Annotated in this window: 18 protein-coding genes; 3 read left to right on the top strand and 15 right to left on the bottom strand. The window is 40.2% G+C overall.

Going from position 1 to position 24,261, the window contains the following annotated elements; genetic code table 11:
• Positions 1-15: 15 nt before the first annotated feature.
• Positions 16-1,848 carry a DNA helicase RecQ gene (recQ, locus tag O3617_RS04710; RefSeq protein ID WP_060807580.1) on the bottom strand — a complete coding sequence of 611 codons (1,833 nt, stop codon included), beginning with the start codon at positions 1,846-1,848 and terminating at the stop codon, positions 16-18.
• A gap of 263 nt (positions 1,849-2,111) precedes the next feature.
• Between recQ and putP the strand changes: the two genes are divergently transcribed.
• Positions 2,112-3,599, top strand: coding sequence for a sodium/proline symporter PutP (putP, locus tag O3617_RS04705; RefSeq protein ID WP_371448935.1), 1,488 nt, complete (start codon positions 2,112-2,114; stop codon positions 3,597-3,599).
• 64 nt (positions 3,600-3,663) lie between these two features.
• On the opposite strand, the gene O3617_RS04700 is transcribed toward putP, so the two are convergent.
• The 3 genes from O3617_RS04700 to nifJ form a co-directional block, all read right to left on the bottom strand.
• A complete protein-coding gene (locus tag O3617_RS04700; protein ID WP_371448934.1) occupies positions 3,664-4,707 on the bottom strand; it encodes a helix-turn-helix transcriptional regulator in 1,044 nt (347 codons plus the stop codon).
• A 318-nt stretch (positions 4,708-5,025) separates the two neighbouring features.
• Positions 5,026-6,615 (bottom strand): methyltransferase regulatory domain-containing protein, encoded by a 1,590-nt coding sequence (locus tag O3617_RS04695; protein ID WP_371448932.1) that lies wholly within the window; start codon positions 6,613-6,615, stop codon positions 5,026-5,028.
• Positions 6,616-6,790: 175 nt separating this feature from the next.
• Positions 6,791-10,330, bottom strand: coding sequence for a pyruvate:ferredoxin (flavodoxin) oxidoreductase (gene nifJ, locus O3617_RS04690; protein ID WP_371448931.1), 3,540 nt, complete (start codon positions 10,328-10,330; stop codon positions 6,791-6,793).
• Positions 10,331-10,725: 395 nt separating this feature from the next.
• Between nifJ and O3617_RS04685 the strand changes: the two genes are divergently transcribed.
• Both O3617_RS04685 and O3617_RS04680 read left to right on the top strand, forming a co-directional pair.
• The gene (locus tag O3617_RS04685) at positions 10,726-11,649 is read left to right on the top strand and encodes a LysR family transcriptional regulator (RefSeq protein WP_005378410.1); all 924 of its coding nucleotides are present in this window, start codon (positions 10,726-10,728) and stop codon (positions 11,647-11,649) included.
• Positions 11,649-12,068, top strand: a complete 420-nt coding sequence (locus tag O3617_RS04680) for a hypothetical protein (protein ID WP_371448929.1) — start codon at positions 11,649-11,651, stop codon at positions 12,066-12,068. Before O3617_RS04685 ends, O3617_RS04680 begins: the two co-directional genes overlap by 1 nt.
• A gap of 89 nt (positions 12,069-12,157) precedes the next feature.
• Here O3617_RS04680 and O3617_RS04675 read toward each other — a convergent pair whose 3' ends face one another.
• The 11 genes from O3617_RS04675 to pyk all read right to left on the bottom strand — a co-directional run bounded on the left by O3617_RS04675 (position 12,158) and on the right by pyk (position 24,254).
• Entirely contained in the window at positions 12,158-13,474 is a 1,317-nt protein-coding gene (locus O3617_RS04675; protein WP_371448927.1) for an MFS transporter, read from the bottom strand.
• A gap of 201 nt (positions 13,475-13,675) precedes the next feature.
• Positions 13,676-14,422 carry a Bax inhibitor-1 family protein gene (locus O3617_RS04670; protein ID WP_371448926.1) on the bottom strand — a complete coding sequence of 249 codons (747 nt, stop codon included), beginning with the start codon at positions 14,420-14,422 and terminating at the stop codon, positions 13,676-13,678.
• A 232-nt stretch (positions 14,423-14,654) separates the two neighbouring features.
• Positions 14,655-15,011, bottom strand: a complete 357-nt coding sequence (locus O3617_RS04665; protein WP_371448925.1) for a cupin domain-containing protein — start codon at positions 15,009-15,011, stop codon at positions 14,655-14,657.
• A 28-nt stretch (positions 15,012-15,039) separates the two neighbouring features.
• Positions 15,040-15,915 carry a DUF4261 domain-containing protein gene (locus O3617_RS04660; RefSeq protein WP_285416741.1) on the bottom strand — a complete coding sequence of 292 codons (876 nt, stop codon included), beginning with the start codon at positions 15,913-15,915 and terminating at the stop codon, positions 15,040-15,042.
• Positions 15,916-15,967: 52 nt separating this feature from the next.
• On the bottom strand, positions 15,968-16,807 hold the full coding sequence (locus O3617_RS04655; RefSeq protein ID WP_005378390.1) for a KilA-N domain-containing protein: 840 nt from the start codon (positions 16,805-16,807) through the stop codon (positions 15,968-15,970).
• Positions 16,808-16,969: 162 nt separating this feature from the next.
• The gene (citF, locus tag O3617_RS04650; RefSeq protein WP_371442121.1) at positions 16,970-18,517 is read right to left on the bottom strand and encodes a citrate lyase subunit alpha; all 1,548 of its coding nucleotides are present in this window, start codon (positions 18,515-18,517) and stop codon (positions 16,970-16,972) included.
• Complete coding sequence (locus O3617_RS04645) at positions 18,507-19,472, bottom strand: CoA ester lyase (RefSeq protein ID WP_005382238.1); 966 nt, start codon at positions 19,470-19,472, stop codon at positions 18,507-18,509. Before O3617_RS04645 ends, citF begins: the two co-directional genes overlap by 11 nt.
• The gene (citD, locus tag O3617_RS04640) at positions 19,472-19,741 is read right to left on the bottom strand and encodes a citrate lyase acyl carrier protein (protein ID WP_005378412.1); all 270 of its coding nucleotides are present in this window, start codon (positions 19,739-19,741) and stop codon (positions 19,472-19,474) included. Before citD ends, O3617_RS04645 begins: the two co-directional genes overlap by 1 nt.
• A gap of 105 nt (positions 19,742-19,846) precedes the next feature.
• Entirely contained in the window at positions 19,847-21,268 is a 1,422-nt protein-coding gene (locus tag O3617_RS04635; RefSeq protein ID WP_371448923.1) for a DASS family sodium-coupled anion symporter, read from the bottom strand.
• Positions 21,269-21,547: 279 nt separating this feature from the next.
• Positions 21,548-22,459 carry a LysR family transcriptional regulator gene (locus O3617_RS04630; RefSeq protein ID WP_287500761.1) on the bottom strand — a complete coding sequence of 304 codons (912 nt, stop codon included), beginning with the start codon at positions 22,457-22,459 and terminating at the stop codon, positions 21,548-21,550.
• A gap of 46 nt (positions 22,460-22,505) precedes the next feature.
• Positions 22,506-24,254, bottom strand: coding sequence for a pyruvate kinase (pyk, locus tag O3617_RS04625; protein WP_371448921.1), 1,749 nt, complete (start codon positions 24,252-24,254; stop codon positions 22,506-22,508).
• Between the last annotated feature and the right edge of the window lie 7 nt (positions 24,255-24,261).

The following is a 24,261-nucleotide window of genomic DNA, read 5'->3' as shown; positions in this document are numbered from 1 at the left end:
AGAAACGCCCAATTACTACCCCTTATATTGTGAAATGGCCTCTAAAAATGAAAGTCCATATTTTTTTAGTTTTGCTTCCCCTACGCCCTTTATATTGCCAAACTCACCTAATGTTTTTGGTCGTATATTGGCTAAATCGATAAGCACCGTGTCAGGGAATATAATATATGGTGGCACACCCAACTGCGACGCCAATTGTTTACGATGTTGCCGTAAGTGTTCAAATAACCCACCAGAACCAGAACGAGGCACTTCGGAGCGAGATATAGAGGCTGACTTTTTCGTTTTACGAGATGGTACAATGACCTCTTGCCTAATCTCTTCGACTTCTTTATGCCCTGCTAACACCTCTTCTGCACCGGCTGTGACGGATAGAACCGGGTATTTCCCCATAGAGCTCCGTAAATAGCCAGATGCTACAAATTGTTGTATGAGCCCCTTAATCTCTTTATCCCCTACATCCGATAAATAACCAAAGACGGATAATGCATCAAGGCCTGCCCGTGTAATGCGATCAGTTCGTTCTCCGCGCACGATGGAAGAAATCATAGAGGAACCATACCGCTCTTCTGTGGCGATAATAGCTCGGAAAATGGCTTTTGCCTCTTTCGTGACATTAACACGTTCCCCCTTTGTATTACACGAACTGCAGTTACTGCATTCGAGCCACGGAACGATTTCACCAAAATAGGCGAGCATATATTTTCTTAGGCATGTACTACAGAAACAGTAATCAATCATAGACTGCAGTTTTCTAAGTTCTACCTGCTCACGTTGTGGTTCTAAATGACCTTGTTCAATCAAATACTTATGAACTCGCACATCTTGCCCACTATAGAGCAGAATACATTCCGCCGGTGCACCGTCGCGTCCAGCACGGCCTGCCTCTTGATAATAGGACTCCATATTGCGCGGCATTTGGTAATGCAACACATACCGCACATTACTCTTATCGATGCCCATGCCAAATGCGTTGGTAGCTACCATGACTTGTAATTGGTCGAAGGCGTATTTATTTTGCATATCTTTGCGCATCTCATCGGATAAACCGGCATGGTAATATCCAGTTTGGATTCCGGCACGCGTCAAATTATCGTAGACTCGTTCTACATCCTTTCGCGTAGAGCAATAGATGATACCATTTTCATGACTATGGCGCCGCACATAATCAACTACATAATCCATGCGCTTTGGTGTGCGTATGACGGAAAACGATAAATTAGGCCTATCAAATCCCGTAACATATACATTCGCATGATCGAGACCTAATAATTTTTTAATATCATTCTCTACGGCTTTCGTAGCTGTTGCTGTGAAAGCCCCCACTACGGGACGTTTAGGCAAACTGGCGAGCCAATCGCCAATCAATCGATAAGAAGGTCTAAAGTCATGACCCCATTGCGAAATACAGTGCGCTTCATCGACGATAACTTGAGAGATTGGCATAGATCGTAATACATTGCAGAAGAAATTGGAACCTAAGCGCTCTGGTGCAATATATAATAATTTAATATTCCCACTCCGCACATCGTACATGGTCTTATTAAATTCTGTTTGCGTTAATGTACTATTGATTAGTGCAGCCGGTATATTCTGATCCACCAAACCATCTACTTGGTCTTTCATCAAAGATATTAAGGGCGAGAATACGACGGTAAGCCCTGATTTACAAAGTGCTGGAATTTGAAAGCATATTGATTTACCTGCCCCGGTAGGCATGATGGCCACTACATCCTCGTTTTTTAATAAAGACTCTACAGGTGCCTCCTGAGCCGGTCGAAAGAAGGTATACCCAAAGTAGGTTTGTAGTAATTGTAACGCTCGATCACGAGAATTAATAGCCTCCATCTGTATACCTCCTTTCCTATGTGTACAAAATTAACGATGTTATATGCCATATCAAAACGAAATATCGTGTCTATTTATTGTATCATTTTTTGAGGTATTTTTTGAGTTATTTTCATATAATACTGTTTAGTAATTTTAACAATATCATCAATATATACCAATAAATTATATGATTTACATATCCTATAGAATGGCAATTTATGGTACAATAATTAGTATGTATTTTAACGTGGTGAACAACCCTAAGGAGGTTTTATATAGGCATGACACACAACAACATAATGATCATAATCGCCTTTGCCTTGTATTTAGGACTGATGATGTACATCGGGGTCTACTATTATCGCAAATCGAACAGTATTGGTGACTATATATTAGGCGGTAGACAGCTAGGGCCGTGGATTACGGCACTCAGTGCCGAAGCCTCCGACATGAGCGGTTGGATGCTCATGGGTGTACCGGGTCTTGCCTATACTACAGGTATTTCCGGTGTATGGATTGCCGTAGGACTTACCTTGGGCACCTGGGCCAACTGGCGATTCGTATCCCGTAGATTGCGTAACCATACGGAAGTAGCTAGCGACAGCTTAACATTGCCGGATTATTTAAAAAATCGGTTTCACGATCAATCTCATTCGGTAGCTGTTATTTCCGCATTGTTTATATTAATCTTCTTCCTCATCTACACATCCTCTGGATTTGTGGCAGGAGGCAAATTATTCAATACCATCTTCGGTTTAGACTATACGGTATCCCTCTTTATTACGGCGGGCATTGTAGTATTTTATACCTTCCTCGGAGGTTTCCTCGCCGTATCTTGGACGGACTGTATTCAAGGGGCGTTGATGTTCTTCGCCATCTTGGCTGTACCTATTACGGCAGCCATGTACTTAGGTGGTCCTATTGATACGATGCAACTCATCCAAAGCGAATTTCCTCAAGGTTTAAACCTCTGGGGTGATACGAGTGATATGTTTGCCCTTGTTATCGGCATCATATCTTCCCTTGGTTGGGGTCTTGGCTACTTTGGTCAGCCACATATCCTAGTTCGCTTCATGGCGATTTCCGATGCGAAGGAACTAAAAAAATCTACAAATATCGCTATGGTTTGGGTTATCCTTTCCTTATTGGCGGCCATTTTCGTAGGCCTCATCGGTCATGTATATATGTTACCAGAAAAATTAGTGGGTACAGATGCAGAAACGATATTCCTCGTTATGACGGAACGTTTATTTACGCCATTTATGGCTGGCCTCATCTGGTCTGCTGTGCTTGCAGCTATCATGAGTACTGCATCTGCTCAACTATTAGTAACAGCCTCTGCTATTGCTAATGATTTCTACGCTAATATCATTCACAAAACTGCAACCGACAAAGAACTCGTGCTTGTAAGTCGTATTGTTGTATTGTTGGTAGCGGCTATCTCCATTTTCTTAGCATTAAATCCAGATAGCCTCATCCTTACGATGGTTGCTTACGCATGGGCTGGCTTTGGTGCTGCCTTTGGTCCTGCTATCATCTTCTCCCTATTCTGGAAACGCATGACGCGCCGCGGTTGTATCGCGGGTATCGTCGTAGGTGGTCTTACAGTCCTAATTTGGAAACAATTTGCCTTCTTTGGACTCTATGAAATCGTACCGGGATTTTTATTCTCGTCCATTGCGATTTATCTTGTCAGCATTTTCGATAAATTACCACCACGCCCAGTATTAAAAGATTATAAAGAAGCAGAAAAATTGCATATTCTCTAAGAATGCACAAAAGGAGCTATTGATTTCTCAATAGCTCCTTTTTAATACTGAAGGGCTGTTGTAATTATTGCCCATCTTTTTGTACATATTGTGCTAATCCATCACGAATGGCTTCACGTACATCGAACACCAATGATGCTGGTGATAATACTTTCACACTTTGCATATATTGTAGTGCCCAATATTTGAAAGCCTCCCGATTAACATGAACACGACACTCCACCTTTTGAGGCGTCTCGTTTAAAAATGTTACATTTCCATCAAACCAGTCAATAATTTGGTTAACGATACTGCGTTTTGCTTCAAACACTACCGTTACTGATTCACCACCAAACATATAGATATGTTCCTTCATGTATCTATCTACATCAAAGGTATTTTGACTATGATAGCCTTGGATTTCCCGCAATGGCTTACGGCGAATATCCAATAACTTAATGTTGCCAATTCGATCTACACGGAGTGTAGACATATCATCATGGTTATCGTGGTTACCTACCAAGTAGTAGAGTCCTCGACTAGATACTAGTTGGTAGGGATTAAAAATATAATTTCGCTCATTACCTGCATAATCAAGATTAGGATATAATTTATTATCTGTACTAGGCTGATAATAGACTAACGAAATTTTTCTCCCTTCCGTCACCGCTTTTTCAATGAGATCAATATTTAGGAATAGGTCCTGACTTCTCACAAGAGAATCAGATGTACTCTTAATTTGTTTTCCATGGGATTTAAAATAACGGCCTCCCAAGGCAGATACCTTATCAATCAAATCTTTACGCTGATTTACACTAATATGACGTGATGCTAATAAGCCATCGATTAACAAATGTAACTCAGCCTCTTCAAAGGGATGAATCATATAAAAATTGGTACGACGAATCGATCCATCTGTACCTAGTGCAGATTCTTCACACTCAATATTAAAATTACCAGATTCATATAAATCATTTAGATGACGACCTAAGGTTTTACGATCTACCGTCAATTCATATTTCTTCGCTAAGATGCTACGAATTTCCTCTTGAGATAATGTATGATTCGCATCTGTTTCATCTCGTAGGATTTCTAGTATATATACTAGTACTGCCTTTTTAGATGCCATGGAAAAACTCCTTTTACAATATACTTATACTAACTAACAACAAAATATGGCCTATTATGACCATATTGTTACATGTACACAAAATCACTCATACAAAGTATATCATAAAAGTCATGTTTACTTCATGTTTTTTTCATGGATTTTTTCATCTTTCCTATATCTTTTATGCAACTCAATATAACTAAATGTAATATTTATAAAATAAAACGAAAATATTAAACATAAAAATAAAGGCTAATTCTATATATCGAGAATTAGCCTTTATCTATATCTTATGGCATCTTAGAGCAATCACACCGCGTAACATAGTAAATACCTTTATTTAATTTTATTTTCTAAATAGCCTAATGTTTCCATGCGTTTCGTCAATTCAGCATAGAACGCTTCAGCCATAGCTGTTTGATTTTTTGCCTGACCAGCTTGTGCACCACCAAAGACATTTTTCTTAATCGCATTAACGATAGTAGATTTTGCCTTTGGTTTATTGAGGATTTCCATAAACATCAAATCTTCATCGGACAGATTTTCCACGGCTTCATTTTCAGAGGTAGCCCCATACATGATGTCTGTACCGGATTCAACTAAAGCTTTCACAAATTTTGTAAATCTAGCCGGTACAAAGGATTGGCCCTCCATATAGTAAGCTTTCGGATGTAGGTGTTTCAAAAAACGTAGACCACCGCGTACAATATGTTCTGCCATAGCTACATATAACGCATTAACAGCGGCTTCTAAGCTTTCATCATCGCCCTTAGCAGCATCATTAGCAGCTTTCACAATGGCTAAAGCTTCGATCATATTAAACTGACCGCCATCCTTAATAATGGACTGAAATGTATCGCGTACAATATCGTTTTCAAACATGGACAATACTTCTTCATTGAAAAGAATGGTGTACGTAAAGCTATTAATAATAGTACGCATAGGTACAGAGTTTACAAGTTCAGGATTTCCCATGTCATAAGTTACGGATTCTGCATGGTTAGCCTTGCATATAATAGATTTTCTAAATGTTGTATCTAGCATAAAGTCTAAATACTGCTCTTGAGCCACATGATCATTAGGCGCCAATTTATCAAGCGTATCTGCAATATCAGCATCAAAGCTACGCACCATAGATAAAGTTAAATCAGCATCGCATAGATATGCTAAATTGTGCGCTCCTAAATGGTCGTTAAATTGATAGAAATAAACAGGGTCATTATTAGGCTCTAAATGATCGTGACCAACATAGTATTCATCCTTTTGCATAACAGATCGAAGAGCACCTAGGAATTTACTATTTCGTTCCTTTAGATTGTCATATTTTAAAATTTGACTACCTACGATACTACCAATCGTTTTGCCATGCAGTACCTTTTCCTTGTGATTAAACTGAGCCTTATCACGGTTGCTGAACATCATCAATTGACGTACTTCTTCCATCGTATGCCAGCCAGGATATGTGTTATATGACACATAAGCGATACCATCCTCTGCTAAATGTTCATCGATAAGGCGCAACAACGCATCTTTAACACCGTCATCGACCCAAGAATACACACCATGGGCGATAATGTAATCAAAGGTACCAATTTCACTACCAATAGATGCAATATCAGATTGAACTAAGGAAACATTTGTTAGCCCTGCATTCGCAATCACTTCATTGCCCTTTTCAACTTGTTCTTGTGAAAGCTCAATACCTACGAAGGTAGCATCGGAATTAAATAATGCTTGGGAGATAATATTGCCACCATAGGTTGCACCCAGCTCTAGCACTCTAGCATTCTTAGGATTAGGTGCTGAAATACCCACAAGGGCCGCATAGGCTTCAAGAGTAGCCGGTGTGGTATATGGGAATGGCATAGATTTATAGCCTAATTCACTATAAATGGTTTGTTGTACGTCATTTGTATTCGTAGTCATAATATCCTCTATCGTTAAAAACATATATTGTATAAACAATACATGAATAATACACATATATACTATCTATTATACCAAAATCATGCGTACTATACACCTATTCATAAGGATGATAGATGCAAAAGAGGCATCCTCAATGAGGATGCCTCTTGTATATGCAGTTTAGAGAAATTAATTATTTAACTTCGTCAAAACCTTTTTGTAAGCGAACATAGCTTAAGCGACGTTCTTTAGCGTCTTCTTCACATTTAGCGAATAATTCTTCTGCAGCGTCAGGAGCAGCTTTCGCCAAGGAAGCATAACGAACTTCACCTTTAAGGAAGTTTTGGAATTCGTCGTAGTTGCCTTCTTTAGAATCCAAGGAGAATGGGTTTTTACCTTCAGCTTTAAGTTGAGGGTTGTATCTGTAAAGATCCCAGTAACCACAAGCAACTGCTTTACGTTGTTCTTCTTGAGCTTTACCCATACCAGCTTTGATACCATGGTTGATACATGGGCTGTAAGCGATAATCAAGGAAGGACCTGGATAAGCTTCAGCTTCTGTAACAGCTTTCATCAATTGGTTTTTATCTGCACCCATAGCTACTTGTGCTACGTATACATAACCATAAGACATAGCCATCATGCCAAGGTCTTTCTTCTTAGTACGTTTACCAGATGCTGCGAATTGAGCTACAGCAGCTTCATGAGTAGATTTGGAGGATTGACCACCAGTGTTGGAGTATACTTCAGTATCGAATACCCAGATGTTGATGTCTTCGCCAGAAGCTAATACATGGTCAACACCGCCGAAACCGATATCGTATGCCCAACCGTCACCACCGAAAATCCAGTGAGAACGTTTGATTAAGAATTGTTTCTTATCAAGGATTTCTTTCAATTCTGGAGTTGTAGCACCTTCAGCTTCGATTGCTGCTACCAAACGTGCGGAACGTTGACGAGTAGCTGCGCCAAGGTTAGCGAATTCAATCCATTGTTCCAACGCTTCTTTCAATTCGCCAGATGCTGTTTCAACAGCTTTCTTAGCTACTTCAAGCAATTGTTCACGGATTTTCTTAACGCCGATGTACATACCATAGCCGTATTCAGCATTATCTTCGAACAAGGAGTTCGCCCAGGAAGGACCTTGACCTTCTTGGTTAGTTGTGTATGGAGAAGCTGGCATGGAAGCACCCCAAATAGAGGAACAACCAGTAGCATTCGCAATCATCATACGATCGCCGAACAATTGAGTTAACAATTTAGCGTATGGAGTTTCACCACAACCTGCACAAGCACCGGAGAATTCGAACAATGGTTGTTCAAATTGGGAACCTTTAACAGTTTCCTTCTTCATAGGGTTTTCTTTTACAGGAAGGTTAACAGCGTAGTTCCAAGCTTCAGCTTGTTCGATTTCGGAATCGATAGAAGTCATTACGATAGCTTTGCCCTTAGGAGCTGGACAGATATCAACACAGTTACCGCAACCCAAGCAATCTAATGGGGATACTGCGATACGGAATTGAAGGTCTTTAGCGCCCAATGCAGGGATTGTTTCGAAATGTTCTGGAGCTGCAGCCACTTCTGCTTCAGTTGCCAAGATTGGACGAATTGTAGCATGTGGACATACGAAGGAACATTGGTTACATTGGATACAGTTTTCTGGCATCCATTTTGGAACGAACAATGCAGGACCGCGTTTTTCGAATTTAGCAGTACCAGCAGGTAATGTACCATCTTCGTAACCAGCGAATGTGGATACAGGAAGATCATAACCAGCTTGCGCATTGATTGGTTGTGCAATGTTTTGAACGAAGGATGGGCAAGATTCGCAACCAGGTTTAGCTGCGTGGCCACCTTCATCAACAGCGTTTTTCCAGTCAGCTGGAACGTCTACTTTTACAAGAGCACCAACGCCTTGGTCGATAGCAGCGTTGTTCATGTCAACGATATTTTGACCTTTTTTACCATAGGAAGTAACTACGGATTCTTTCAAGTATTTGATAGCGTCATCTACAGGGATGATTTCAGTCAATTTGAAGAATGCAGCTTGAGTTACCATGTTGATACGACCGCCTAAGCCGATTTCAGCAGCGATTTTCGCAGCATTGATGATGTAGAAGTTCAATTCTTTTTCTGCGATTTGACGACGTAATTTAGCAGGTAAATGTTCGCTCAATTCTTCAGGGGACCAAGTACAGTTCAATAAGAATGTACCGCCTTTTTTGATACCGCGAAGTAAGTCGTATTCATGTACGTAGGATTGACGGTGACATGCTACGAATTGAGGTTCAGTAATCAAGTAAGGTAAGTTGATTGGGTTTGTACCAAAACGAAGGTGAGACATTGTTACGCCACCAGATTTTTTGGAGTCGTAATCGAAGTATGCTTGTGCATACATGTCAGTGTGGTCACCGATGATTTTGATAGCGGATTTATTCGCACCTACAGTACCGTCAGAACCGAAGCCCCAGAATTTACATTCAGTCAAACCAGGAGTTTCAACTTCTACGCCTTGAGCACGATCTAAGGACAAGAATGTAACATCATCATTGATACCCAATGTGAAGAATTTCTTGCCATTGTCAGCAGCTAAGTTATCGAATACAGCAACGATGTCTGCAGGGATAACGTCTTTGGAGCTCAAACCATAACGACCAGCAATAACTTTGATGTTACGGCCACCGTCAACTACAGCAGCTTGAACGTCTAAGAACAATGGTTCAGCCAAAGCGCCTGGTTCTTTTGTACGGTCAAGAACAGCGATGCGTTCTACAGTTTGAGGAAGAGCTTTCAACAAACGATCTGTTGCGAATGGACGGAACAAGTGAACGTTGATGAAACCAACTTTGCGACCCAATTTATTTAAGTAATTTACAGTGGATTCAACTACTTGTGCGGAGGAACCCATAGTAACGATTACGTCAGTTGCATCAGGAGCACCTACGTAGTTGAACAATTGGTAGTTAGTACCAGCCAATTTGTTGATTTCGTTCATGTAGTGTTCTACAACGTCAGGAACGTTCAAGTAGAATTTGTTGGATGCTTCACGATGTTGGAAGTAAACGTCAGGGTTTTCTGCAGTACCACGAGTTACAGGAGCATCTGGGTTCAAAGCGTTGTTACGGAATGCTTGAACTGCTTCCATATCTACTAATGGTTTTAATTCTTCATAGTCCCAGATTTGAATTTTTTGAATTTCATGGGATGTACGGAAACCGTCAAAGAAGTTGATGAACGGTACACGAGTTTTAATAGCTGTCAAGTGAGCTACTGCAGACAAGTCCATTACTTCTTGTACGGAGGATTCTGCAAGCATAGCACAGCCAGCTGCACGAGCAGCCATTACGTCTTGGTGGTCACCGAAGATAGCCAATGCATGTGCAGCTAATGCACGAGCAGCTACTTGGAATACGCCTGGAAGTAATTCGCCTGCTACTTTGTATAAGTTAGGAAGCATCAATAACAAACCTTGGGAAGATGTGAAAGTTGTTGTTAATGCACCAGCTTGCAAGGAACCGTGAACAGCAGCAGCAGCGCCTGCTTCAGATTGCATTTCTACAACTTGAACAGTGTTACCGAAGATGTTTTTACGACCAGATGCAGCCCATTCGTCAATGTGTTCTGGCATTGGAGAAGATGGAGTGATTGGGTAAATCGCAGCAACTTCTGTAAAACCATAAGAAACGTGAGCAGCCGCTTGGTTGCCGTCCATAGTTTTAAATTTACGACTCATGTGAATATTGCCTCCTTAAGCATTTAGCAAAAATAGAACACTTGCTTAATCTATCATTATGTTTAGGAATAACAACCATTACAAACTTGCGCACATGAAAAAATAATGCAATAATATATATGTTATATATATTTATGGCATTATGTGTGAACATACATTTGTAGTGGGCACAACCATAATTCCTAATATCATAACTTGATATAGCCCTATAAACCCATTATAACGTGGTGGGCTATATCAAAGCAATACATACAGCGCTTGGCGCCTTGCCAATATCGCTATTCATGCTTTACATAAAGTAATAGCTAATTGCGTTTTAGTAATAATTATTCTCATTTATCAATTTGCTTTTTGAATTATGTTTGTAATATTTTTTACATATTAGGGGGTTAGTTATGGATTTCCACCATTTAAAATACTTCGTAGAAGTAGCTGATCAAAAGAGCTTTAGTAAGGCTGCAAGAAATTTGCACATCTCACAATCCGCGATTAGCCGTACAATTAAAGCTTTAGAAGACGAACTTGGTGTTGTTCTCTTCATGCGTAATGCTAAATCCGTAGAACTCACTGATGGAGGTACCATCTTTTTAACACACGCAAAACGCGTTGTGTTTATGTTTGAACATTTGAAAACTGATTTTGAAAACGAGTTTCGTTTGGAGCAAGGCTCCATTCGAATTGGCATCCCACCTATTACAGATGCGCCAATTTTTGCGCAACTGTTAGGCGAATTCAAAAAGGTATACCCTCAAATTGATTTAGAATTATACGAACAAGGTTCTAAGAAGGTCGAAATCAGCGTACAAGAAGGTTTGATTGATATCGGTATTATCTGTACGAAACCAAATCCTAAAGAATTTGAATCCTTCTATCTCACATCCGACCCATTGTCCGTTATCGTCCCTAAAACGAGCCCACTTGCAAAAGAACCAGAAATTCGCTTGGACATGCTTTCAGAAGAATCTTTCGTTCTTCATAAGGACGATTTCAATTTACATGATGAAATCATCAAAGCTTGTAAACACACTGGTTTCCAACCTCATATCGTGTTTGAAACAAGCCAACGTGACCTTATGTTGCAAACAGTAAGTGCAGATCTTGCCATCGCCTTACTACCATCTCGCCTTTGCCCTGAGGTAGGTGAAAATACAGAAGTTGGATCCAAGGTTGTGGTACGTCCTCTCGTTCCAGAAATCATCCATACCTTATATGTAATCTGGAAAAAAGGTCATTACCTCTCCCACGCTTCTCGCTTGTGGTTAGACTTCGTCAACTCCAAATTGCCATTACCTGGTCTACAATTGGAGGCTCATAAATAATGAACAAACCATCTGGGCTCGCATCAAAATTGCGGGCCCTTTTGAAAGCTAAAGAAACGCCCATGTGGGCAGTTATCATAGTGCTCATCATCGTCATTATTATTCAGCAGTTTCAAATATCGGAACTACAGTGGCGCGTCGATGAGGATCATGACGGTTCAACCGTAGACAGTGTAGCTGGACGCCTATATATTTTAGAAGGCATGGCGAACAAGCATAGCGATCAAATCGAGGAATTGCAGAAATATATCCGTCAACTACAAAACGATGGCGCTAGATATGATTGGGAACTAAAACAACTGGAATGGTTACACCCAGAGCTAAAGGTTATCCCTCCTGATGGAGATCCTAATCCGTTAAAATCCACCGATCTTAACCTGGATATGAATCCTGGTAAGGTACCGGATGTAAAGAAATAAAACAAAGAGCTATATCAAACATATCCACTCACAATATGTGAGAATATGAATGATATAGCTCTTTTTATATTACTCTACTATGATGTTATCTAGTCATCCTTATGTTCCATAGATTTTGGCAATGTTAATACCAAAAGCCCTGCAAGGAACATGCATGCGCCCATCACATAATAGCCCATAGTAAAGCTACCTGTATGACCGTTGATGAAGCCAAGCATATATGGACCGACCCAACCGCCCATATTACCAGATGAGTTGATGAGTCCCATCGCACCTGCTGCAGCAGCGCCAGATAAGAATGTAGTCGGCATCGTCCACCATACACCCATACCGCCATACACGCCTACAGCCGTTAAACAGATGAATAACAAGCTAATTTCAGGTGATGGACTATGTGGTGTGGCAATAAAACCTATGGTGCCAACAAATAATGTGGTCGCCACATGCCAGCGTTTCTCATTGCGTTTCTCTGAGGAATAGCCACAGAAAACTTGTACTAATAAGGCAGCACTCATCGGAATGGCAATAGACCAGGCTACAACACTTGGTGGCCATCCGGACAAACTTTTAAGCACTTGTGGCATCCAGAAACTGAATCCCCAGAACCCAATAACCCACAAGAAATAAATTAATGCTAATCGCAATACCTTTGGATCTTTCAATGCTTGCCAAATGGTGTATTTCTTTACGGATTGTTTTTCAGCTTCTTCCTTAGCAAGCTCTTCTTTGATATATGCTTTCTCTGCATCAGTTACCCAAGCGGCTTCTTCTGGTTTTTCTTTCATCCAGAATGCAAAAATGAAAGCAAAGATAACGGCTGGTATAGCCTCTACAATAAACAATGTTCGCCATCCATGTAATCCAAAGAATGTCGTATCTAGTAATACACCAGCTAATGGACCACCGATAATATTGGAGAATAACAGAGATGTAAGCATTAAAGAAATTGCCTTTGCCCGCTCTCTCGGTAAAAACCAATTCGGTATCAATAAGGAATAGATAACCGGATATAATGACGCCTCACATAAACCTAACAAGAATCGATATAAGAAGAACTCCCACTCTGTAGTCATTGTCGTCATGAGGACACAAACAATGCCCCAACTAAACATGATACGAGCCACCCAGTGCATGGCATTAAATCTTGACGCTAATAGTGAAGCCGGCACTTCAAATAAAACATAGCCAATAAAGAAAATTCCTGCGCCCATACCAAATACTTCTGGTGTTAACCATGGTAAATTCTCCTTCATAGTCAAACCTGCATAAGCGATATTCACGCGGTCTAAAAAGGCGATAATAGAAACAATAAATAATGGCAGGATTACATGCAACATACGCCGCCTTGTAAAATCCTTGAAATCGATGGTCCCACTTTGAGACTCTGGTACAGATGATGAGTTCATATGAATCCTTTCTACTTACTATATGATACTTACCATAATATATTAAAAAAACAAATGTCCTCTGTCAATGATATTATATAGAATATAGGAACAACGAATTAGAATATGTAACATACAAAAAGCACCTTATATCTGTTATGTAGAATCTTCCTTGAGATTTCTAACAGTATATAAGGTGCTTTCACATACACTATTTAGATATTAGCGTCTGTTACCAAAGATGCGTAACAAGGATAAGAACAAGTTAATGAAATCAAGATACAAGCTAAGTGCACCAGCAATTTCAATACGATCTAAAATCGTTTCATCTTCAGATAGTGCCAATTGAGTAACGCTATTTTTAATCATGTTCATATCAACAGCTGTAAAGATGGAAAATACCACGACCCCAACGTAGCCAAGAATTAAGCTAATTGTACTATAACTAATGGAGCTAAGATATGGAATCGAAAAATACGATGCTGCCATAAACACGAGACTTACGATAATCATACCAAAGATAGCCGCCACCAAATACGGCGTTAATCCGGCTAAATTTTTCTTAGTCGTAAGACCTACAATAGAGAAGGCAACGAAGAACGCCAACGCCCCAATCAATGCAGGTACAGTAGCTTCCATGATGCCATACGCTAACGAAACAAGTGATAAGGTTACGCCATTCAATGCACTATAGATGAAGAACATCGCATATAAAGACATAACATTAGCCTTATACGTACGCATGCTAAACAAGAATACTACGGCGATTTCTGCAATCAATAAAATATTAAAATTGCTAGCTGCAAAGCGCGCCCAAGATGGGTTCATTAGCGTCGCAACACCAATCCCCAATGTGGTCAATAAACCAACAACCATCCATAAAATGGAACCCTTTAACCGTTGCGATACAATACTTTCTACCAATGCTACATCATTAGCATTCGGCGTTTGTGTCATATATGGATTCATAAGAACCTCCTTGCTATTTTTAGTTTATATAGTTTGTTATCTATCTCTATATTATACTAAAAATTCTTATTCAACGCCACAAAAACACATTGTATAAAATCAAATCATAAAGAATTTGAGTCCTTCTACCTCACTAGTGACCCACTTTCTGTTATAACTCCTAAAAAAAATACTTTATAGTATGAATATATCTCTATCAAAAGATAAGAAAATACTATAATGTACTTTCATATTAATTAGTATTAACAGGATCATAATCAGCAGGCACCGGAGCAACGATACTCACAAAGACAACATCTTCCGTTCCAGTATTTTTTGCACCATGACATTCACCCTTTTTAGATACTATAACTTGCCCCTTTGTAAAAGGCACCTCTGTATCAGGCGTTGGATAAAATACACCCTTGCCTTGCAATATGACCCATATATCATCAGAGTGATGATGATAATGTTTTGGTAAGGTTTGACCAGGTTTAATAACCCATACTGAACCACCTGTGGAATCAGTTTGATAAAATGGCGTCTTAACAGCTTTCTCCAAACTTTCAACTTTCACAAGTTCCATATCAAAAACACGTTGGTTACTCATAATACCTCCACCTTTCATCAATTAACAACTAACGAGTTCCTGAAGCATATTCACCCATATTTACATCAAGCACTGCTCTCACCGGTTGAATTAGAGAATCCTCATAATGCAATGTCCATTGAACATTTGAATCCAATTCTCCATTCTCTAGGCCGCTAATAGTATCACCATCACCCACAGGATTGTCATTTTCTAAAATAAAATACAGCATATTATATGCATGAATAACTACATCATCAGGATTTATACCATGAAAGTGATACTGTACATCAGGCAAGAATAAGGTGCTCATCCCCACCGAGTCAACCATCATGTCATCTGTTCCCTGAATGTTAAAATATCGCACATTAACTGCATAATCAATAAAACGAGTTACAGCCTTATCTGGATAATTTTCAATCGATTCACGACTTAAAAACTTACGAGATGGACCAAAGACAACGGCCTTACAAGCCGGATATAATTCTAACAAAGCATCTACATACTTTACGAGCATATCAGCACGCTGTTTTGACTCTAAACCAGCAGCTAACATATCCGTAGCAAATACTCTATATTCGCACTCTGCCAACAAGTCATCTACATTGGGACAATTCCATACCTGACTACGATCAAAATCGTCTAATACAGGCTTATCAATTTTCTCACATTTTGTAATCATCAATGTTGGAGGAACCTCTGCATCATTATCCTCATAATGCACCTTATAATTCTGAGGTGCAAAACCAGCTGAATCCGCCCCATAACTAAAACAATCTACAGTGCCTAAGTGCTTTGTAAATACCTCAACCATATGCTCACGGTCAAGTATATCACAATGCTCCGCCATCAGCAACTCAACAAAAAATATACCACCAGGACGACCTGAAGTATCCGTTAAATCCTGTTTAAATACTTGGCTCATAGTCTCTCTCCTATTAATATCAAGAAAGTCCAAAATACTGCTATATACTCTCCTACAAATTATCTTTAGATATAAGCTTTTTATTTTCTAAGGATTTTAATGACAATAATTGTTTTTTAGCTAATGCTCTTAATTCTATCATTCTTTCCTTTTGAGAAATGCCCTTACTAATTAAAATTGCATTATAGCTTTCCATGTTAGCTAAAACTAATAATTCCTGTAAATTAGCATAGTCACGCATATTACCTTTTAATTTAGGGTTTTCATCACGCCACTGTTTAGCTCTCTTATCAAATAATGCTACATTTAGCAAATCTGCTTCGCTAGCATATTTATATGATAATTGCTCATCTGTTAAATCATTTAAAAGATATTCTTTAATAGCGTCTGTGTGAATTTTATAATTAAGTTTTGATATTTCACGATTCAAATTCCAATTTAAGGATAACTTTGAATTTTCATCTGATTTAAGACGCTTATAATCTTGTATGACGTACATTTTAAATTCAGCCGAAATCCATGAAGCAAACTCAAAAGCTATGTCACTATATGCAAAAGCCCCTCCATATCGACCACTCTTCGAAATAATGCCGATTGCATTTGTTAAACTTATCCATTTCTTGGGCGATAAAGTAAATGAATTATATCCCGCTTCAGATTTAATTCGGTCGAATTCGACCGAATTAAAATTCGTATTATTTAAGCTCTCCCACAAACCTAAAAACTCAATAGTATCTTTTCTTCTCATCCAGTTTTTAATTACATCACTAGGTTCATCACTTTTATATCGAGCTATGTCTGTTAGACTAATATAATCATTCATAAAGTCTTCTGTATATACTTGAATTGACAAGCCCTTTGCAGACAAACTATCTTTTTTTACATTTGTCATACTAAACCTTCTCTCACCTTATACAAAATAAATAATATATTATTATCTAAATTATACAATAAATCTAACGTAACTGTGATAAGAAAAAGACCCTCTCCGTGGTCCGTAGAGGAACTTCAGGCATGTGTGAGTCCTAGGACCATGGAGAGGGTCTTTTTTCAATTATAGAGGTTTACGAACCACGTCGATGATAGAGCCATCGCGGTATTCTACGATTGCCACGATGTCTTCATCTTTGTCAGACACAGGAATGTCTTGTGGTTTACCTACTAAGTCGAATGCTAATTGTTGTAATTCTTCAATTGTGTAGATAGGCAAGTTGCTATCTTTGAAGCGTTCAATCAAATCAGTACGAGCTGGGTTGATTGCGATACCGTATTCAGTAACGAGTACGTCAACGGAAGAGCCTGGTGTAATTACAGTAGCTACTTTATCACGGATCATTGGCAAGCGGCCACGGATCAATGGGCAAGTAATAACTGTGCATTTAGCACCTGCTGCTGTATCGGAGTGACCGCCAGAAGCGCCCATCAATACACCATTGGAGTCTGTCATTACATTTACGTTGAAATCAAGGTCGATTTCAGTAGCACCAAGGAATACTACGTCTAGGTAGTTTGTAGTGCAGTCAGTCCATGGGTTAGCGTACATGGAAGCGGACATTTCGATGTGTGCAGGGTTTTTATCCAAAGATGCAGCTGCAGTAGTATCGAATGTTTGAGTATCGTAAATAGCACGAATCAAGCCTTCTTCAAGCATACCAGTCAAGATACCAGTAGCACCACCGATAGCAAAGCCACCTACTTCACCGCGTTTGCGAAGTTTTTCAGCGATGAATTTCGCAACTGTCAATGGAGCACCACCAGCACCCAATTGGAATACGAAACCATCTTTAATGATGCCAGCTTGGTCAAGGAATTCACCAGCTAATTCAGCGATTTTAATTTGGATAGGGTTCTTAGTGAAACCTACTGCACCAGAAGCAATACCTTCTGGATCGCCGATGCTTTCAACCTCAACAACATAATCTACGTCAGTTTGAGGAACAGCATAGTTGTGTACATAGTCAACTAGGTTATCAGTGATGATAACAGTTTTGTCTGCATAGTGAGAGTCAACCTTAGCATAGCCAAGTGCACCACATGCGGATTTACCCATACGACCAGTTGCATTGCCGCGAGGGTCAGCTGTAGGAGCGCCCATGAAAGCTACGTCGATATGAACTTCGCCAGATTCGATAGCACGAGCACGGCCACCATGGGAACGAATCACTACAGGGCGTTTTAATACGCCAGGGTTTTGTGTTAAGAATTTACCAAGACGATCGCGTAAACCAGATGTTTCGAGAGCTGTAACAGTACCGTCTTGAATCATTTCTACCAAGAAGTCATGGCATGGGGACAAGGAAGAAGAAGCGATTGTAATATCTTTAATGCCTTTCGCTTGAACGCGTTCCATAACCATTTTCATAACATAGTCGCCATTGCGCAAATGATGATGGAAGGACAATGTCATGCCATCCTTTACGCCAGCTTTTTCGATTGCTTCATCAATAGAAGCAAGAACTTTATTTGTACCAACACGGCTCATGTGAACAGGTTTACCTGCACGTTTAGCCTTAGGTTCAATTGCGAATTCACCTTGATATACTTCGCGACCTTCTAGTGCTGGGATATTTGTTGGGATATCGCGACCTACTTTATTTAACATCGTATTCTGCTCCTTCCTCTAATTCAACTTTAATGCCTGCTGCACGTGCTTTGTCAACTACGCGTTGTGCACGAACTACGATAGGACCATCGATCATTTTACCATCTACGGAGATTACGCCTTTATTGTTGCGCAATGCATCAGCATAGCTGTTCAATACCTTAACGGAATGAGCGATTTCTTTTTCATCAGGAGTGAATACTTCGTGGATAATTTTGATTTGGCTTGGATGGATGCAAGATTTGCCATCATAACCCAATGCTTTAATGAATTCAACTTCTTCGCGGAAACCTTGAGGGTCTTTTACATCGGAGAATACAGTATCGATGACGCGGATACCTGCTTCGCGTGCTGCATGAAGGATTGTTTGACGAGCGAACAACAATTCAACAGCTGGTTTATGTTTACCTGTGCGAAGGTCAGCGCGGTAATCTTCAGCGCCAAGCGCGATAGCAACTACGCGTGGGCCATGGCAGATTTCGCGAACATTGTATAAGCCACGAACGGATTCGATAGCTACGATGATATTGATTGTACCTTCTGGCCAGCCATTAGCTTTTTCCACTTCTTCAATTTTCTTCGCTACGATTTCAACTTCAGAAACATCTTCAGTTTTAGGTAAACGAATCATATCAGGTTTTGCTGGAACGATAACATCAAGGTCATCATAACCATAAGGTGTTTGTGTAGGATGGTTGATACGAACTACAGTTTCAGCGCGGAATTTACGGGATTTCAATGCTTCTGCAGTCAAAAGACGAGCTGTGTCTTTTTCTGTAATAGGCACGGAATCTTCGATATCGATCATGATAGAGTCAGAGCCGTGGATATCAGCACTGTTAATCATTTTTGGTGTATTACCAGGAACGAACATCATGGAACGAGATAAGCGTTTTTTAGCCGCTTCTGTAAGCGGATTAGTTTTTACTTCTGGAAATGTTTTATCGTTAGCCATTATGCTTTGCTCCCCCTTTCTAATGCGCCCAACACGCGAGCTTTAATTGTGTAATCCCAAGCATTTTTATCTTGTACAGTTACTTTTACACCGTCAAAACCAGCCTCTTTCACGGTGTTTAAGATAACAGATTTAATTTGGTCGCCATATTGACGCATAACTTTGGAAGTCAATTCGATTTCGATGCCGCTAGTAATCGGTTCAACCGTTACTAATGCATCATTTTTTTCGTCGAAGCCTGCTTGCGCAGCTTTCACTAATTGTGCCATGTTACATCCTTTCACTAAAAAAATATATCAAATGGCAAAGACCAGACCGTCGCGAAGTCTGTCCTAAGCCGTAAAAACAATGATGAGTATAAAATTATATGATGATTAAATCATACCGATGAAAGTCCACCAAGGAATACCTATTACAAAGAGTAAGATCCAGCTCAAGATTGCTAGGATACCACCAGCAGTCCACCATTCTTTCAAGTTATTATAACCTGCAGAGTAGATGATAGGACCAGGGGATGCACCGTAGTGAGTTACGAGGCCACCAAATGCATTTGTAGCAAGCAATACTAGACCAAACATAACAGGGTTAACACCGGCTGCCATACCTACCGTTAAGAATACAGGAAGCATGGATGCGATATATGCAGTACTAGAAGCGAATAAGTAACGAATTACAACGCTGATAGCGGAAAGAATCAATACTACTACGAGTGGTGACACATCGAGTGCCAAGTTTGCTTCCATAAATGTAGCAAGCCAAGCAAAGAATTTAGCTTTTGTTAAAGCTGTGGATAAACCAAGGATAGCACCGAACCAGATGAATGTGTTCCAAACAGCTTTTGTTTGAACCATATCTTCCCATGTGATGATGCCGGATAAGAAAACAACAGTCATAGCAACTAATGCTACTGCTGTAGGACTCAAATCAAAAGCGATAGCTGGGAAAAAATATCCAATAGAAGGCCAGGCCCAACCAAGAAGAGCAAGAATGAATACAACAGCCAAGATTTTTTCAGACATTTTCATAGGTCCTAATTTTGCAAGACCTTCGTCTGCCAATTTCTTATTGTCGATTTTTACAGCTTCAGGACGGTCAATCCAGTAGCCTACAAGAGGAACAAAAAATAACATTACAAGTCCAGGAAGTGCCAAAGCCACTGCCCATTCAACCCAGTTCATAGTAAGGCCTGTAATCTTAGTAACGAAATCCAGTGCCAACACATTAGGAGCCATAGCTGTTAAGAACATGAAGGACGTAATCTTTGTTACGAAGTAACCATTCATCAAGATAAAGGAGCCGCCGCGTTTTGCAGTATCACCAGGGTAAGAACCGATAGATTCTGCAATGGATAAGTTAATAGGATATACGATACCAGCTGCACGTGCTGTATTAGAAGGTGTTGCTGGAGACAAGATTAAGTCAAGAAGCGCTGTTACATAGCCTAAACGCAATACTGTGGAACCGAATGCACGGATTAAGTGGTAAGCTACACGGTGACCAAGACCAGTTTTACCAAATGCAACGCTCAAGGAGAAGGCTGCAATGATCATCCACAATGCTGTGGAGCCATAACCTACCAAAATATCTTTTGCATTATCCATGAATAATGCAGAAGCAGATAATACGGATAATAAAATAATTTGAATTGGATATGGTTTTAAAATCAAACCTAAGATACCTGCGATGTAGAAACCAAATAGGCGCCACGCTTCCGCAGAAAGCCCTGCTGGTGGAGTTGTAAACCAGAGGATAATTGGGATTAGCACAATAACGGCTAATTTTACAAGTCTTTCCATGTTTTTTCCTTTCTTATAAACATAGGCATATACTGTTCATCCTAACACTACCCAAGCAATTCGTAATACGCGACTATTACTTATGAATTCTTGTATTTAGTATGATTTCATTATACGTTGATAATCATTTTCTGAAAAATAGATTACCTTTATAGGGGTCATAAAATTTTTTATAACTGTCATTCATACTTTTTATGCATTTTTCTCATAGATTTTTAGGTGTAAATGAAAAAAATGCATGCATACACCTCTAACAAGATGTATACATGCACTTACATGTTATGATTTATATTCTCTAAAAATACTATCGTCTACGACAGTGTGTTTTTTATAGTAATCTCGTACGTACTCGATAAATGTTTTGACAGCAATTAAATTGGCCGACTCTTTTGTGTATACCATATTGGTATCACGCGTAATATACGTGCCATCCTTGCTACGCAATGGGCTAACATAAATATCTTTGTCTTTACAAGATCCAAGCCCCATATAGGTTAGAATAGACCATCCGAGTCCGGCCCGCACAAAGTGACGACATGTACTCATGGAATTGACGTCCATCGCCACAATAGGGGGCTCATCAAAATGCTCAGCACACCATTTTTCAATGATATTAGCTACCGATGCATCGGTTTGGTATCGAATAAAAGGCACCTTCTCCAACGATTCTGGTGGTACTAACTCTTTATATACCAAGCAATACGGTTCTTCCAATAGCAATTCTGAATTGCCGGATACCTCATAGCCACCGCGTGCAAAAGCAACCATACAATCACCGGTATTAAACATCTTTACAACTTGATGGCTGAAAGCTGTCTTAACTTGGATATGTACATCTGGATACTGTTCGCGGAACGATTTCAACAAAGCTGGTAATTCATAGTCTGCAAAATTGATGGATGATGCAATTTTTAAGGTACCTTGAATCTTACCAGTAGACGATGTCAACGCGTGTTCTAAGGCCTCTCTATCATGCAGCATGCGTTTGCAATAGTCATAATAGATTTCACCTTGTGGCGTCAATGCAATACCTTCTGTCGTACGAAGCAACAAGGAGTACCCTACGCTATCCTCTAAATGACGCAGTCGATAGCTCAAAGCAGGCTGCGAAACGAATAGTTTTTCAGCTGCTTTTGTTATATTACCTTCATCCACAACGGTTACAAAGGTACGCCATTCTTTATCATCCATAGTCGTACTCCTTTTTTATGACTAGCCTATTTACATTATATATTGCTTATCGTGCATTCGCAATGCCTGCAAAGACCTTGCCCCGTTCACCATCGATGGTGACCTCTGCGCCTTCCAGCAATACGTCATGAGCGTCTTTGGCGCCTAAAATGACAGGAATACCATAGGTAATGCCTGCAATGGCACTATCTGATGTATAACCATCTTCTACGGCTACAATACCGCCCGCTCGTTTAGCAATGTTCATCAATTCTGGTTCCATAGTCCCTACTACGAGGATATCACCAGATTGGAAGCTTTCATAATCATTCTTATGATTAGCTGCAATAAATACGCGACCCGTAGCGGATTTACGCAAGATACCATTGCCAGATAACAACACCTTGCCTGCAATATGAACGCGAATCATATTCGTAGTACCTGTAGAACCAGAAGGTACGCCAGCGGTAACGACAACTAAATCACCAGAGTTGATGGCATTCGCCCCGAGAGCACCGGTAATCGCCTGTTTTACCATCTCATCAGAGTTGATATTTTCACGGCCCTTGATGGCTTCAACGCCCCAGCACAATTGCATGCGACGAATCGTTTCATCATGTGGTGTAATGGCGATAATTTTACAATCAGGACGATGACGAGCCACACTAATCGCAGTATGCCCAGATTCGGTGCATGTCAAAATAGCTGCCGCCCCTAGGTCACTGGCAACGCGTACACTGGCTAAACATACAGCCTCAGTAGTAGTCACATCATCGCTTTCCTGCGTTCTACTCTTATAATCATAAATGACGGATTGCTCCGTTACCTCTGCAATACGTGTCATCGTTGTAACCGCTTCCACCGGATATGCGCCATTAGCAGTTTCACCAGATAACATAATCGCATCGGTGCCATCTAAGATTGCATTGGCCACATCACTCGCTTCGGCGCGCGTAGGACGAGGGTTTTGAATCATAGATTCCAACATTTGCGTAGCCGTAATAACAGGTTTACCAAGACGATTACATTTTTCAATCATCATCTTTTGCAATACCGGTACTTCTTCGGCAGGAATTTCTACGCCCAAATCACCACGGGCAATCATAAGACCATCCGCTACATCAAGGATTTCATCAATATTATTAACCCCTTCAGCATTTTCAATTTTGGCGATGATCTTAATATCCTTTTGCTCAGATTCCAAGATGCGACGAATAGCCACTACATCCTTAGCACGTTGCATAAAGGATGCGGCCACAAAGTCTACACCTTTTTGGCACCCAAAGCGCAAATCTAATTCATCTTGCTCGGATACAGGTGGCAAGCTAAGTGCTACGCCTGGCACGGCCACGCGTTTACGATTGCCGATTTCACCGCTGTTTTGAACGGTCGTAATGATGTTATTACCTTCAATGGCATCGATGGTCAATCGAACAAGGCCATCAGCTAAGAGAACCGTATCGCCAACGTGCACATCGCCTACTAAACCTTTATGGTTTACAGTACTAATCTCTGACGTGCCTTCTACATCATCCGTAGTCAATGTAAATTGTTGACCCGCTTCGAGGAACACCTTGCCCTCTTTAAACAGTCCTAGACGAACCTCAGGCCCCTTTGTGTCGAGCAACAATGCGATTGGTTTATTGACAATCATCGCCGCATCACGCACCATTTGCATACGCTCCGCTTGCTCTTCATGAGAACCATGAGAGAAGTTAAAACGAGCCACATTCATGCCAGCGCGCATCATATCTTCTAAAATACCGAACTTATCCGTGCCCGGACCTACGGTACATACGATTTTTGTACGTTTCATATATCCT

The sequence above is a fragment of the Veillonella sp. 27098_8_77 genome (assembly GCF_041431535.1).
Lineage (GTDB): Bacteria > Bacillota > Negativicutes > Veillonellales > Veillonellaceae > Veillonella.
The sequence above is the reverse complement of the archived record's forward strand: the minus strand, read 5'-3'. Positions and strand labels throughout refer to the sequence as shown.

Excerpts from the sequence above, each read along its gene's own strand:
- recQ (WP_060807580.1), bottom strand. The coding sequence starts at position 1,848 with ATGGAGGCTATTAATTCTCGTGATCGAGCGTTACAATTACTACAAACC.
- putP (WP_371448935.1), top strand. The coding sequence starts at position 2,112 with ATGACACACAACAACATAATGATCATAATCGCCTTTGCCTTGTATTTA.
- O3617_RS04700 (WP_371448934.1), bottom strand. The coding sequence starts at position 4,707 with ATGGCATCTAAAAAGGCAGTACTAGTATATATACTAGAAATCCTACGA.
- O3617_RS04695 (WP_371448932.1), bottom strand. The coding sequence starts at position 6,615 with ATGACTACGAATACAAATGACGTACAACAAACCATTTATAGTGAATTA.
- nifJ (WP_371448931.1), bottom strand. The coding sequence starts at position 10,330 with ATGAGTCGTAAATTTAAAACTATGGACGGCAACCAAGCGGCTGCTCAC.
- O3617_RS04685 (WP_005378410.1), top strand. The coding sequence starts at position 10,726 with ATGGATTTCCACCATTTAAAATACTTCGTAGAAGTAGCTGATCAAAAG.
- O3617_RS04680 (WP_371448929.1), top strand. The coding sequence starts at position 11,649 with ATGAACAAACCATCTGGGCTCGCATCAAAATTGCGGGCCCTTTTGAAA.
- O3617_RS04675 (WP_371448927.1), bottom strand. The coding sequence starts at position 13,474 with ATGAACTCATCATCTGTACCAGAGTCTCAAAGTGGGACCATCGATTTC.
- O3617_RS04670 (WP_371448926.1), bottom strand. The coding sequence starts at position 14,422 with ATGAATCCATATATGACACAAACGCCGAATGCTAATGATGTAGCATTG.
- O3617_RS04665 (WP_371448925.1), bottom strand. The coding sequence starts at position 15,011 with ATGAGTAACCAACGTGTTTTTGATATGGAACTTGTGAAAGTTGAAAGT.
- O3617_RS04660 (WP_285416741.1), bottom strand. The coding sequence starts at position 15,915 with ATGAGCCAAGTATTTAAACAGGATTTAACGGATACTTCAGGTCGTCCT.
- O3617_RS04655 (WP_005378390.1), bottom strand. The coding sequence starts at position 16,807 with ATGACAAATGTAAAAAAAGATAGTTTGTCTGCAAAGGGCTTGTCAATT.
- citF (WP_371442121.1), bottom strand. The coding sequence starts at position 18,517 with ATGTTAAATAAAGTAGGTCGCGATATCCCAACAAATATCCCAGCACTA.
- O3617_RS04645 (WP_005382238.1), bottom strand. The coding sequence starts at position 19,472 with ATGGCTAACGATAAAACATTTCCAGAAGTAAAAACTAATCCGCTTACA.
- citD (WP_005378412.1), bottom strand. The coding sequence starts at position 19,741 with ATGGCACAATTAGTGAAAGCTGCGCAAGCAGGCTTCGACGAAAAAAAT.
- O3617_RS04635 (WP_371448923.1), bottom strand. The coding sequence starts at position 21,268 with ATGGAAAGACTTGTAAAATTAGCCGTTATTGTGCTAATCCCAATTATC.
- O3617_RS04630 (WP_287500761.1), bottom strand. The coding sequence starts at position 22,459 with ATGGATGATAAAGAATGGCGTACCTTTGTAACCGTTGTGGATGAAGGT.
- pyk (WP_371448921.1), bottom strand. The coding sequence starts at position 24,254 with ATGAAACGTACAAAAATCGTATGTACCGTAGGTCCGGGCACGGATAAG.